This window comes from Roseovarius aestuarii, from assembly GCF_019966515.1.
GTDB classification, from domain to species: domain Bacteria; phylum Pseudomonadota; class Alphaproteobacteria; order Rhodobacterales; family Rhodobacteraceae; genus Roseovarius; species Roseovarius aestuarii.
In genome coordinates this window covers 253,358-266,915 of record NZ_JAIMIB010000002.1, presented here as the reverse complement: position 1 = coordinate 266,915, position 13,558 = coordinate 253,358, and the positions used below count along the sequence as shown (strand labels likewise).

Here is a 13,558-nt window from a genome sequence, read left to right as displayed (position 1 = left end):
TACAGGTTACTTGAAAGGCGGGCCGATGCGTCCGTCTTTTCTATTCGGCCGCGACCTTGCGCGCCGCCAGCATGTCCTTGAGGTAACGGCCCGTATGGCTGGCGGGCACTTCTGACACAGCCTCCGGTGTGCCGGTTGCAACGATTTGCCCACCGCCATCGCCGCCTTCGGGACCGATATCGATGATCCAGTCCGCGGTTTTGACCACATCGAGATTATGCTCGATCACGATCACCGTATTGCCGGTTTCAACAAGCTCATGCAGAACCTGCAGGAGTTTCTTCACGTCCTCGAAATGCAGGCCCGTCGTGGGTTCGTCGAGGATATAGAGCGTGCGCCCGGTGGAGCGTTTCGCCAATTCCTTGGACAGCTTCACCCGCTGCGCCTCACCGCCCGAGAGGGTGGTCGCCTGCTGGCCGACCTTGATATAGCCCAGCCCGACGCGGCTGAGCGCATCCATCTTCTCGCGGATCGAGGGCACCGCCTTGAAAAACTCCTGCGCGTCCTCGACCGTCATGTCCAGCACATCGGCGATGGATTTTCCCTTGAAGGTGATCTCAAGCGTTTCGCGGTTATAGCGCTTGCCCTGGCAGGTCTCGCAGGTGACATAGACGTCGGGCAGGAAATGCATCTCGATCTTGATCAGCCCGTCGCCCTGACAGGCCTCGCAGCGCCCGCCCTTGACGTTGAAGCTGAAACGCCCGGGCTTGTAGCCGCGCGCCTTGGATTCGGGCAGACCGGCGAACCAGTCGCGGATCGGCGTGAAAGCACCGGTATAGGTGGCCGGGTTTGATCGCGGAGTGCGGCCGATGGGGCGCTGGTCGATGTCGATCACCTTGTCGAGATGCTCCAGCCCCTTGATGGTCTCGCAGGGCGCGGGTGTCTGACGGGCGCCGTTGAGGCGCATCGAGGCGGTTTTGAACAGGGTTTCGATGGTCAGGGTCGATTTGCCGCCGCCGGACACCCCGGTGACGCAGACGAATTTTCCCAGCGGAAATTCCGCAGTGACCTCCTTGAGATTGTTGCCTGTCGCCTTGACAACCTTGAGTTTTTTACCGTTGCCCTTGCGCCGGTCGCTGGAAAACTCGATCTCGCGCTGGCCGGACAGGTATTGCCCGGTAATCGAGGCCGGATCGGCGGCGATGTGATCGGGTGTGCCGTGGCTGACCACGCGGCCACCATGCACGCCGGCGCCGGGGCCAATGTCAAACACGTAATCGGCGGTTCTGATCGCCTCTTCATCATGTTCGACCACAATGACGGTATTGCCCTGATCACGCAGATTTTTTAGCGTTTCCAACAGGCGGCCATTGTCGCGCTGGTGCAATCCGATGGAGGGTTCATCGAGCACGTAAAGCACGCCGGTGAGGCCGGAACCGATCTGGCTGGCGAGCCGGATGCGCTGGCTTTCGCCGCCCGAAAGCGTTCCGGCATTGCGGGAAAGCGTCAGATATTCGAGGCCGACATTGTTCAGGAACCCAAGGCGTTCGCGGATTTCCTTGAGGATGGCGTGGGCGATCTCGTTCTTTTGCTTGGTCAGGTGTTCGGGGACGGTCTGACACCAGTCGAACGCCTCGCGGATCGACATCTGCACCACTTCACCCACATGCAGGCCGGCAATCTTGACGGCAAGTGCCTCTTCGCGCAGGCGGAAACCGCCGCACGCGCCGCAGGGGCGGTTGTTCTGATAGCGCTCGAATTCCTCCCGAATCCAGTTGCTGTCGGTTTCGCGGTAGCGGCGTTCCATGTTGGGAATGACGCCTTCGAACACGCGCGAGACCTGATAAACGCGGCCACCTTCATCGTAGCGAAACTGGATTTCCTCCTCGCCGGAACCATAGAGGAAAACCTGCTGGATGTGCGGCGCGAGGTCTTTCCATTTGGTGTTCTTGTCGAATTCGTAATGTTTGGCGATGGCCTCGATGGTTTGCAGGAAATAGGGCGATTTGCCCTTGCGCCAGGGGGCCAGCGCGCCGTCGTAGATTTTCAGGTTCTGGTCGGGAACGACGAGGCGTTCGTCGAAGAAAAGCTCCGCGCCGAGGCCGTCACATTCCGGGCAGGCCCCGAAGGGCGCGTTGAAGGAAAACAAGCGCGGTTCGATCTCGGGGATGGTGAAGCCGCTGACCGGGCAGGCGAAATTTTCGCTGAAGGTGATGCGGTCGGGGTCGCCCTCTTTCGGGGCGGTTTCCATCACCGCGATGCCGTCGGCCAGATCAAGCGCGGTGCGGAAACTGTCGGCGAGACGGGTTTCCAGCCCGGATTTCACCACCAGCCGGTCCACCACCACGTCGATATCGTGGCGGAATTTCTTGTCGAGCGTGGGCGGCTCATCCAGATCGTGGAATTCGCCATCGACCTTGACGCGCTGAAAGCCCTGCTTGCGCAGTTCGAGAAATTCCTTGCGGTATTCGCCTTTGCGGTCGCGCACGATGGGGGCGAGAAGATAGGCGCGCAGCCCCTCCTCCATCGCCATCACCCGGTCGACCATATCCTGCACCTGCTGTGCTTCGATCGGTTTGCCGGTGGCCGGGGAATAGGGCGTGCCGACGCGGGCGAACAAGAGCCGCATGTAGTCGTAGATCTCGGTCACGGTACCAACGGTCGAGCGCGGGTTCTTCGACGTGGTTTTCTGCTCGATGGAAATCGCCGGGCTCAGACCGCTAATATGATCGACGTCGGGTTTTTCCATCATGTTAAGGAACTGGCGGGCATAGGCCGAGAGCGATTCCACATAGCGGCGCTGGCCTTCGGCATAGATCGTATCAAAGGCGAGACTGGACTTGCCCGAGCCCGACAGTCCGGTGATCACGACCAGTTCGTCACGCGGAATATCCACGTCGATCGATGCAAGATTGTGCTCGCGCGCGCCGCGTACCTCGATTTTCTTGAGATCGGCCATCTGCTCCCCCGTATCAGTGGACTACAGATAGTTGAGGCGGGGGATTCTTCCAAGTCAAAAATGCGAACAATATATGAACACACAGACAATCCACGGGACATCGGAGCGCATCATTGCCGGTAGCGGACGCCTGCTGACGGGAAATGTCAGGAAATAGCTTCGCAGTCAGAAGTGCAGGCTGAGTCCGGCACGGAAAATCACATTCTCGGAGCCGTCCGCCGTAGGTGTGGGGCCAATGTTACGCAGCTCGGTCGGGGCATCGACATAGTAGGCTTCGACCCGCCCGCTGATATTTTCCCACAAGAACCGTTCCGCCCCTGCACCCAGCATCAGACCCGGCTCAAAATCGGTGCTGCTGCCACTACCTGCGACCGTGCTGTGCTGTTCCACCCAGGCGACGCCCAAAGATCCGAAAATCAATGTTTCCCCGTGGGTTCGACCAACACGAAGGCGCAAGGATGTCATCACATCCTCTTCAAATACACCGGTTGTGAAGCGGTCGCTGATGTCGGTCAACGACACATCCGCTTCGGCCCCGACGACAGAATTGCCGCTTTGCCAGTTATATCCAAACTGAAAGCCGCCGACGCCACTGGTGTCAGACCCTGAAGGACCTGGCGTGGCCGCCAGTTGATTGGAAAAATCTGCGGTGACAGCGCCCAGGTGAACGCCAACATAGACCCCGTCCCACACCTGAGCACGAAGCGGCATCGCAGACATCATGATCACGAAAACCAGAGAACAACTATGCTTGGTAACATACATCGGGCGCCTCCAGAAGGAATCGGCCCCACCAACCGCATCCAGACTATCCGATTCTGGTAAAGGATGCGTTTCGTTTTGGTTAACATACTGTTTATCGCACCAGCCTGCTCAAACAGTGTTCGGGTTTTTGAATGGTCCAATGTCAGATGTACGTTATCAAACTAATGTCTGGCCATGAGCAGACATTGATACAAAGCCGCGCGCGGCGGAATACGGCCTTGGCTCAGCGCTGACGATGAACTCGAACGGCGGCGTCAAGCCAACTCCGAACTGATTTAATCTCGACAAGACCGCCCCCCGCAACGCAGGGAGGGTATCAGATGTCGGTAAGTCGGATTCTTCGATCCCGGCTTAGATGTGGATAACCTTGCCATAAGCATCAAGCACGCTTTCATGCATCATTTCAGACAGCGTGGGATGCGGGAAGACGGTGTTCATGAGATCTTCTTCGGTAGTTTCCAACTGTCGACCCACAACGTACCCTTGGATCAGCTCGGTCACCTCGGCCCCAATCATATGCGCGCCCAGAAGCTCACCGGTTTTCTTGTCGAAAACGGTTTTTACCAGCCCCTCGGGTTCGCCCAAAGCAATTGCCTTGCCATTGCCGATGAAAGGAAAGCGGCCAACCTTGACGTCATAGCCCGCTTCTTTTGCCTTGGCCTCGCTCAGTCCAACACTTGCGACCTGCGGGTGGCAATAGGTGCAGCCAGCGATGCTTTCAGGTTTGACCGGATGGGCGTGTTTTCCGGCGACCAGATCGGCCACCATCACGCCTTCGTGGCTGGCCTTGTGCGCCAGCCAGGGCGCGCCGGCGATGTCGCCAATCGCATAGAGCCCGTCAACACCGGTGCGGCAAAACTCGTCCGTGACAACATGGGTGCGGTCAACCTTGACGCCCAGCCCTTCAAGCCCCAGCCCCTCGACATTGCCGACGATACCCACAGCGGAAATCACCGTATCGAATTCCTGTTTCTCGACTTTGCCGCCAACCTCGATATGTGCGGTGACCTTGCCCTTGGCACGATCGAGCTGCTTGACCATGGCTTTTTCCATGATCTTCATGCCCTGCTTCGTAAAGGCTTTCTTGGCCAGACCGGAAATCTCGGCATCTTCGACCGGCAGCACTCGATCCATCACCTCGACCACCGTCGTGTCGGCACCGAGCGTGTTGTAGAAACTGGCAAACTCGATGCCAATGGCGCCAGATCCGATGACCAGCAGCTTTTTCGGCATCCTCGGAGGCAAGAGCGCGTGCTTATAGGTCCAAACCAGATCGCTGTCGGCCTCGAGCCCGGGCAATTCGCGCGCACGGGCACCGGTGGCCAGCACGATGTTCTTGGCCGTCAGTTCTTCAGTGCCCTTGTCCGTCTTGACGCTTACCATGCCCTTCGCAGGCAGCGTGGCCTCGCCCATGAAAGCGGTGACCTTGTTCTTTTTCAGCAGATGACCCACCCCGCCATTAAGCTGCTTGGCCACGCCGCGCGAGCGCTTGACCACGGCGTCAAGATCATAGCTTACGCCATCCGCCTTGAGGCCGAATTCCTTGGCCCGGTGCATCAGGTGAAAAACCTCGGACGAGCGCAGCAGCGCCTTGGTCGGGATACAACCCCAGTTGAGGCAGATACCGCCCATGTGTTCGCGTTCGACAATCGCGACGTTCAGCCCGTTCTGGGCGCCGCGAATGGCCGCCACATACCCACCGGGGCCCGCCCCGATCACGATCATATCAAAGGATTTGGACGCCATGAGATTCTCCGAAATTTAAATTTAGTTTGATATTAAACTATCTTTGCAGACGCAGCAACGCAGCAATTTGCGCGCGCAGCATTTCGCCACGGCGCATCCAAAGCATTAATAATGTCAGAGCCTTGCTCAGGCGGCGTCGGCCGCCTGCAGCGCGCGCAGGGTTTCGGCATAGCCACCAGAGGCGACATATTCCTTTTCAACGGCGATACATTCGCGACCAAGTGCCTTGTTACGATAAGGGAATCGGCCGAACATGCGGATCACCTCGCGATGGGCGCGGGCATGCAGCAGGTTGCTGGGTCCATATTTCGGCATCCGTTCGCAGATCAACCGGATACAGCGATCCTGATCACAGAGGTTCTCGGAATGCATCAGCGGCAGATAAAAGAACTGCCGCGCTGGCTCGTCTATCCGCATGTCCCATTTGCGGTGAATGGCTGCCTTGGCTGCGGCCAGCGCATGTCGGTCAGTTGCAAAAGCCTCGGCCTTGCCACGGAACATGTTGCGGGGGAATTGATCCATCAGGATCAGATAGGCAAGCGTACCTGAGGGGTATGTCAGCCAGAGGCCAAATCTGCCCTCGCGAGCATCATGCCAGGCTTCTTCAAAACGGTCCCGAATCTTCTGGTCCAGCTCTGGTACGCTTTCGTACCAGCCCGCCGGTCCAACATCATCTAACCAAAAACTCAATACATCGTCGGGCGCGACCATAGGTTTCTCCTTGATTTCCTATGATTTACAATTTCACGTTAACTCAATTGTTACAAAACCCGGTAGTAAAGAAATGCTACGGGACGACATATTGAGTTGAGTGTTACTCATTCGCCTCTTCCGCTTCGGTTTCGGCGGTTTCAAGATCGTATTCCTGCGCAAAAGCCACCGCCATGGGCGAGGCCGAAGGTGCAACCCAGGTATAGCTGTCCGTATCCTCGACCGAAGGCGCCGCACGCTGGGTCATCCGGTAGGCGGCATAAGCGGCCATGGTGAACATCAGCAACCCGATAAAGAGGAAAAAGCCGTGTGCGCCAATCGCGCCCATGACCCATGCGGTGACCACGGGCCCGGCAACAGCACCCAACCCGTTGATAAAGACCATACCGCCTGCCGCAGCAGCCATGTCGTCGGGTTCAAGGAAGTCGTTCGTGTAGGCGATCAGCAACGAATAGAGCGGGTTCGTAGTACCACCGATCAGGAAGGCGCCCACCAGCAAGAGCGGGAAATAGGCGCCCAGGATCATCGCGACAAACGCCCCGACCCCGGCGACCACAGCTGCCGCCATGATCAGCACGCGGCGATCCATCCGGTCAGAAAGATACCCGAGCGGATATTGGATGAACAATGCGGCCACATAGAAAGTGGCCACAAAGATCGAAATCTGCCCGACACTCAAGCCGGCCTCGGCGCCGTAAACCGCCGCCATGCCAAACTGGGCCGAGAACACACCGCCCAGCAGCAGCATGCCAACACAGCCCAGAGGTGAAATGCGCAGGATCTCCCGCAGACTCATGGGTTTGGTTGTGTCATAGGCGGGCGTTGGTGCGACCGATAAAAGAATCGGTGCGAAGGCCACCGATACGCAAACGGACGCGATGACAAAAAGCACGTAACCTGACGCATCGGCCAGCACCATGATGCCCTGCGCCGACACGATCCCAACCATCTGCATGATCATGTAAAGCGAAAGCGCCTGGCCTCTTGTTTCATTCGACGAGGAGTTGTTGAGCCAGCTTTCCGCTGTCACGTAGACGCCGGAATAGCAGAAACCGATCAGAACCCGGCCAAGTACCCACGCCCAGGGCGAGGTCAGCGCCGGATAGAGGATCAGTATTGCGGAAATCAGCGATCCAAGTGCCGCGAAGACCCGGACATGCCCCACCCGGTGGATGAGTTCGGGCGCCATTTTCGATCCGAACAGGAAGCCTAGAAAATACCCTGACATGACCAGCGACATCGAGAAAGTTGAAAACCCTTCGATTTCACCACGCACACCAAGCAGCGTGCCCTGAAGCCCGTTACCGACCTGCAAAAGCATCATGCCCAGAAGCAGGGGCCAAGCACCCGATAGCACCTTGATCATCGCGGAACTCCTGTGTGTTCCCGTCAGCCTACGCTGCGAAACCGCGTTGTCATATGTCGGAGCGACTCATCTGAGGTCGCTTTTCGCTCCCGTGACAGTGTTTTATCCGGGGATCAACAAGGAAGCGTCACCGTAGGAGAAAAACCGATATTCCTGCGCCACTGCATGGGCGTAAATCTGCCGGATCCTGTCTTGCCCCATCAAAGCCGAAACCAGCATCATCAGGGTGGAACGCGGCAGGTGGAAATTGGTCATCAAGGCGTCGGCGACGTTAAAGTCAAAACCGGGGTAGATGAAGATATCGGTTTCCCCCTGCCACGGCGTAATCTGACCATCGCGTGCGGCGCTTTCGATCAGGCGCAGAGCGGTGGTGCCGACCGGGATGACCCGGCCTCCGGCGGCTTTGGTGGCGGCAATTTCTGCGGCGGCCTGCGCGCTTACCTCACCCCATTCGGCATGCATCTTGTGGGTGGTCACATCCTCGACCTTCACCGGCAGGAAGGTCCCCGCCCCCACATGCAGCGTGACATGGGTGAAAGAGATGCCCTGCCTGGTCAACGCCTGCAGAAGGGCTTCGTCGAAATGCAATGAGGCGGTCGGCGCAGCGACCGCGCCCGGATTGCGGGCAAATACCGTCTGGTAATCGGTCTTGTCCTGCGCATCCGCCGGGCGTTTGGCGGCAATATAAGGCGGCAGCGGCATAGCACCAGCCTGCGCCAGCGCCGCATCGAAATCGTCACTCGTTAAGTTAAAATGGAGCAACGCCCGCCCATCCGCTTTAGCTACGAGAATGGCAGACAGGTCAGCGCTGAACCGGATTTCTTCCCCTTCACGCACCTTTTTCAAAGGTTTGATGAGTGCTGTCCAGCTGCCGTCTGCTCCAGGATCTAACAGGGTGGCCTCAATCCGCGCGGTACTATCACCCTGCGGCCCACTGCGCCTGCGCGTGCCCGTCAATCTGGCCGGAATCACCTTGGTGTCGTTCAGCACCAGCCGGTCACCCGGCCGCAACCACCGCCCGAGATCATGCACATGCGCGTCTGCGATGTGACCGCCCTCGGCAACCAGCATGCGCGCCGCGCTGCGCGGTTTTACCGGACGCGTCGCGATCAACCCGTCGGGCAGATCGAAATCGAAATCACTAAGCTTCATGGTGCGGTCCTAGCGGTCCCTGGCGGTATTGTTCTGTTGGCGGGGGGGCTCGGTCGTGGCAGGTTTCTGGCCCTCCTCCGATGCGGGCAGGGTCAATTGCCCTGCGCCAGGATCGCGACGCACTTTGGGGGGATTACGGCGAAAAAGCTCCCTGAACAGGCCCGGTGTCAGCGCCGACAGCGGATTGACCGACACCGCAGGCGACTCGGCCGACCCCTTGATCGTGTAGGTAAATCCGAACAGGCCTTCGCCCTTGCGAGTGAAAAACTCGCCAATCGCATTCACCAGATAGACTGGCGAAAACACGCCCTGCATGTCCATCTGTTTGCTTGCCATATAATAGTAGCCGTCCATTGATATCCCCAGTGACGCGCCCACTGCGCTGCCCTCGATCAGCGTTACGCGATCCGGCGAGAGGTGAAATTCCGCATCGACGCGACTAAAGTGCAAACCGTCGCTCTGCAATTGCTCAAGTATACCGATGACGCTGACCGCGTTGAGCAGCGCCGCCATAGATGGGATGTCGCGAATGCGGAAATCGTCGATGCCCAGACGGCCGTTATAGCTGCCCTTTTCCTTCGCGGGCGTCAGGACCAGGTCCATCTTGCCGTCGCGCGCATTCTGCAAGAGCCCGGCCGAGACCATCACCGCACCGGCATTGTCCGACTGAATGCGAAACGCATGGCGTCCACTTTGCGGAACCACACGGCCACTAACAAGCGCCCCAGTGTTGATCCGTCCGGTAAACGTGCCGTCCATGCCGCGTGACATGTTCAGTTGAGCGCGGAAATCCGTCAGGGCGATCCCGTCCGAAATCTGCAGCCTGTCCAGAACCAGAGACACCGGGCCGCCGCCATTACGCTGCGCCGTGCCGCCGTCGCCTCCACCGATCGTGGTCTGGCGAAGGTCGATTTTTCCACCGCGAACCTGCACCGCCGGCGCGGCCCCTGCCCCGCGACCGACCAGATCGACCGGTGCATTCAGCCAGGTGCCCAGCTTGACCCGCGAAAATGACGCCCGATCAAGCGTTCCGCCTGGATGCAGGCGAACCGTGCCCAGAGCATCAAGGCCCCCGGCCTTTAAGCTGACCGTCTCGATTGACGGGGGCTCACCAAGCTCGCCCGCAACGATCAGATTGCCACTAGACGCCTGAGGCAAAGACCAGCCCAACTGCTGAAGCCTGAGCCCGACCCCGGCAAGATCAGACGAAAGCGAAAAACGCCCCGGCGCGCCCCGCGCCAGCTCGATTGTGATATCCGCAAGTCCTCCACCCGAGATCGCGCCGGGAGGCAGGCCGATCCGAAACGCATCAACAAAGCGTTCGGACAATTCGATCTGGCCCCTGAACCTGCTGGTGCCATCCGCACTTGGACCGATATCTGATTGCCATTGACCGGTGAACGGAACGCCGCTGATCTGCCCCGAGCCACCAATTTTCAGATCCTCGTTATTGGCCGAGACCATCAGTTCCGCCGCCGAGATCACCCGACCCGGAACAAGGGTTTCGCTGCGTACGCCGTTCAGGACAGCGGTAGCATCAAACGCTACTTCCGATGTTTTCAGCTTTTTCTTCAGCAGAAAATCAAGCTGGCCGGAAATCCGCGCTCGCCCATCCGCGATCGTTACCGGCTGGTTCGCTTTTTGCATCACGCGAAACGGTTCTTCATCCAACAGCGAAAGTGCTGCGGAAATCGTGCTTGAGGTATGCAGCCGGACACGCGCCGGGCCGTTTTTGACGCGCACATCCGGCACTATGAAGCTGGTGCCCGAAATGTCGATCCTGCCGCCCTCGGCTGCGGTTACCTGGCCGCTGTTGGTGGTGATGGAAAACCGGTTATCCCTGAGCGACGCATGGCCGCTGGCATCCTTGATCGGGGGCACTTTTTTCATGAACCGCGTTGCAAGACCATCGAAATCGAAGCCCAGAAACACCTCCGGTTTCTGCTCGGGCTGCACCCGCAGGGCCACCTGGATTTTCTTCAGATCGGCCTCTGTCACATTCTGCTCAATCCAACTGCGCGTCCCCTCCGCCAGGGATCGCGGCCAAAGCTCAAGCAGGCGCTTGGGCGTCAGCGCATCCATCTGACCATCAAGCGCCAGCCCCCATCCGCCCGGTTCGGCCCTGAACTCCCCGCCAATCACGAAGGTGCTGCCCTGATCGCTCAGGCTGAGCTGGCCCAGTGACAACAGAAACGGTGTGATCTGCAGACGCACATCCATACTTGCCCCTTCCAGCGAAACCGTTTCGGGGTAAAGGTCCAGTGGGTTGGCGTCGATCTGTGTGACCCGCATCTGCCCGAGTATTTCGCGCGGCAGGCCAGCTTCGATGCCCACCAGCGTTGCGCGGCCTTCGGCGCGGGCTGTGACCCAATCGCTGACCACGGACAATTCATCGAACTGCATGGTCTGGCTGGCGGGATCGTAGGTGAAATAACTGCGTGCCGAGGTGAAGGCGATCGGGTCGGTCGCCGCGGTTGGCTGCACCACACCCGCGCCTATGTTCAGGGTCGCATTCAGCGGGCCAAGCGCGCCCTGAGGATCAACCGAGGCCCGTAACGCGCCCGAAATCGGCGCCTTTAGCGCCCCAAGCCAGGCCAGCGCGGGGGATTGACCGGCAATATCGTCGGTCGCCATATCCCGAAAATTGATGCCCAGTTCAGCGGCGGGGCTGCCGATGTGGCCGCTATAGCTCAGTGCCAGGGTAGTAGCGTAATCGCGACCGCCCAACAGCGCAAAATCGCCCTGCATGGTCAGGCTATCGCCACTGCGCGACAGGTTGAGCCGTCCGCCATCGACCGCCCATACCCGTTTGGCGCGCTGATCATCAAACTGCACCGACAGGTTTTCAGCACTGATCCGCGTAAGCGACGCAAATTGGGGCCGCGCCAGGAAAAGCTCCAGATCCTCGGCCAGACCGGCAAATCCTGTGGCCTGATCCAGTGTCGATCCTGTGTCGCCCAGTGCCAGATCGACAGTCCCGTCAGCCGCGCGGCGCAGAATCAGCCGTGCACCGTTCAACTGGATCGACGCGGGTTGCAACTGTCCTTGCATCAGCGGTTTCAGCGCTACGGTGCCAGCGACATCGGCAAGATTTACCAGCGGTGCCCCCTGCGCGTCGGATACCCGCACATCACGCAGGAAAAGGCGGGGCTTCCAGCCTTCCTGCATCACCACAGCAACTTCCCCGAACGAGATCTGGTGATCGCCAAGACCGTCATTGATCCGCTCGGTAATCTTCTGTTTTACCCATACAGGCGCCGTGATCTGCGTACCGACAAGCGACATTGCTGCAATGCCCGCTACAACCAGCAACACCGCCAACCCCAGCAACAGCCGGGGCCAGAAACGCCTTCGGCGCTCTTCGCGTGATTCTTGATCTTGTTTCGCGCTCATCTTTTCCGGAATGACCGGCGGATTGCCGGTCTTAATTGCCTCATCGCTTTATTCTTGCCGCTCGCGATCTAATATGAAACTCACTTTTTCAACACTACAGGAGATAGCATGCCGGATACCACAGATCTTGCCCCCGATTTCACACTTCCTCGCGATCGCGGTGGTGAGGTCTTACTGTCCTCTCTGCGCCCCGGAAAGGTGGTTTTGTTTTTCTATCCCCGCGATGACACCTCGGGCTGCACCAAAGAGGCGATCGCCTTCAGCGGCATGATGGATACGTTTGCCAAAGCGGGGGTGACGGTGCTGGGTATCTCCAAGGACAGTATCGCCAGCCATGATAAGTTTCGCGACAAGCATGATTTGACCGTGACGCTTTTGTCGGATGCAGATGGCGACGTCTGCGAACGCTACGGCGTCTGGAAGGAAAAGAACATGTACGGCAAGAAATTCATGGGCATTGAACGCTCGACCTTCCTGATTGACGGCGAAGGTCAGATCGCACGAGTCTGGCGCAAGGTGAAAGTACCCGGCCATGCCGAAGCCGTGCTGGACGCCGCGCAGGCAGTATGACGGCCCAAAGTCTCAGCGAGATGGCTGTCGAGGTGCTGAACACCGCTGATGGCCGTGCAAAAACCGCCCTGTCGCGCGCCCATGCCAAGGCTTGGTTCGCGGCCCGGGCCGCGGGTGATGAAATTTCCATCGGTCGCGCCATCCCGCCTGATCGTCCGGCACGGCCCGACAGGCCGGAATTGCTGGACCCGCGAAATGTTCCGCGTCGCAGACCCGGCAGCGAAAAGGGCCGCATCGCGATCTTGCATGCGGTGGCGCATATCGAACTGAACGCTGTCGATCTGCATTGGGACATCATCGCACGCTTCGCCAACGTGCCGATGCCGGTTGGCTATTTTGATGACTGGGTAAAGGCGGCCGATGAAGAATCCAATCATTTCAACTTGATATGCGACTGTCTTGAAGCGAATGGCAGCTTCTACGGTGATCTGCCAGCTCATGCGGGAATGTGGCGCGCCGCCGAGGACACCGCCGAGGACTTCATGGGCCGGCTTGCCGTGGTGCCGATGGTGCTCGAGGCGCGCGGGCTTGATGTGACACCGGGCATGATCGAGATCTTTGAGCGCGCCGGAGATGAAAAATCCGTAGCCGCGATGAAAGTGATCTACGCCGAAGAAGTGGGGCACGTCGCCTACGGCTCGAAATGGTTCCACTTTCTTTGCGGACGGCATGATGCCGATCCGAAAGACGCGTTCCACGATCTGGTAAGGCGCTACTTTCACGGCCCGCTCAAGCCGCCCTTCAACGAAGAAAAACGCGCCGAGGCAGGATTGCCACCAGATTTCTACTGGCCGCTGACCGTGTCATCCCCCGTCAAGAACTGATCCAGCTAGGCTGTGGGCTGAATCGGCGCAACACGTAGATGAACTCGGCAATTCCAAGACAACGGTGTGGTGAATTTGCGCAAACCGACCCGGGCAACCTCGCGCAAATCGGCGATTTTTTGCCGTCAAAGC

At 59.0% G+C, this 13,558-nt stretch carries 9 protein-coding genes; 2 read left to right on the top strand and 7 right to left on the bottom strand.

Annotated elements, in window-relative coordinates:
• Positions 1-40: 40 nt before the first annotated feature.
• From uvrA to LC334_RS04420, 7 genes are all read right to left on the bottom strand, one after another.
• A complete protein-coding gene (gene uvrA, locus LC334_RS04450) occupies positions 41-2,899 on the bottom strand; it encodes an excinuclease ABC subunit UvrA (RefSeq protein ID WP_085799036.1) in 2,859 nt (952 codons plus the stop codon).
• A 165-nt stretch (positions 2,900-3,064) separates the two neighbouring features.
• Positions 3,065-3,664, bottom strand: coding sequence for an outer membrane protein (locus tag LC334_RS04445; protein ID WP_085799035.1), 600 nt, complete (start codon positions 3,662-3,664; stop codon positions 3,065-3,067).
• A gap of 351 nt (positions 3,665-4,015) precedes the next feature.
• Entirely contained in the window at positions 4,016-5,410 is a 1,395-nt protein-coding gene (lpdA, locus tag LC334_RS04440; RefSeq protein ID WP_085799034.1) for a dihydrolipoyl dehydrogenase, read from the bottom strand.
• A 126-nt stretch (positions 5,411-5,536) separates the two neighbouring features.
• Complete coding sequence (locus LC334_RS04435; protein ID WP_085799033.1) at positions 5,537-6,121, bottom strand: DUF924 family protein; 585 nt, start codon at positions 6,119-6,121, stop codon at positions 5,537-5,539.
• Positions 6,122-6,224: 103 nt separating this feature from the next.
• A complete protein-coding gene (locus LC334_RS04430; protein ID WP_085799032.1) occupies positions 6,225-7,487 on the bottom strand; it encodes an MFS transporter in 1,263 nt (420 codons plus the stop codon).
• Between the two features lie 102 nt (positions 7,488-7,589).
• Positions 7,590-8,639: a tRNA preQ1(34) S-adenosylmethionine ribosyltransferase-isomerase QueA gene (queA, locus tag LC334_RS04425; RefSeq protein WP_085799031.1), complete on the bottom strand. Its 1,050-nt coding sequence runs from the start codon at positions 8,637-8,639 to the stop codon at positions 7,590-7,592.
• A gap of 9 nt (positions 8,640-8,648) precedes the next feature.
• Positions 8,649-12,032: a YhdP family protein gene (locus LC334_RS04420; protein WP_085799030.1), complete on the bottom strand. Its 3,384-nt coding sequence runs from the start codon at positions 12,030-12,032 to the stop codon at positions 8,649-8,651.
• A gap of 108 nt (positions 12,033-12,140) precedes the next feature.
• On the opposite strand from LC334_RS04420, the gene LC334_RS04415 reads away from it, so the two are divergent.
• Both LC334_RS04415 and LC334_RS04410 read left to right on the top strand, forming a co-directional pair.
• On the top strand, positions 12,141-12,602 hold the full coding sequence (locus tag LC334_RS04415; RefSeq protein ID WP_085799029.1) for a peroxiredoxin: 462 nt from the start codon (positions 12,141-12,143) through the stop codon (positions 12,600-12,602).
• Between the two features lie 20 nt (positions 12,603-12,622).
• Entirely contained in the window at positions 12,623-13,426 is an 804-nt protein-coding gene (locus LC334_RS04410) for a ferritin-like domain-containing protein (protein ID WP_085799173.1), read from the top strand.
• Positions 13,427-13,558: the final 132 nt, after the last annotated feature.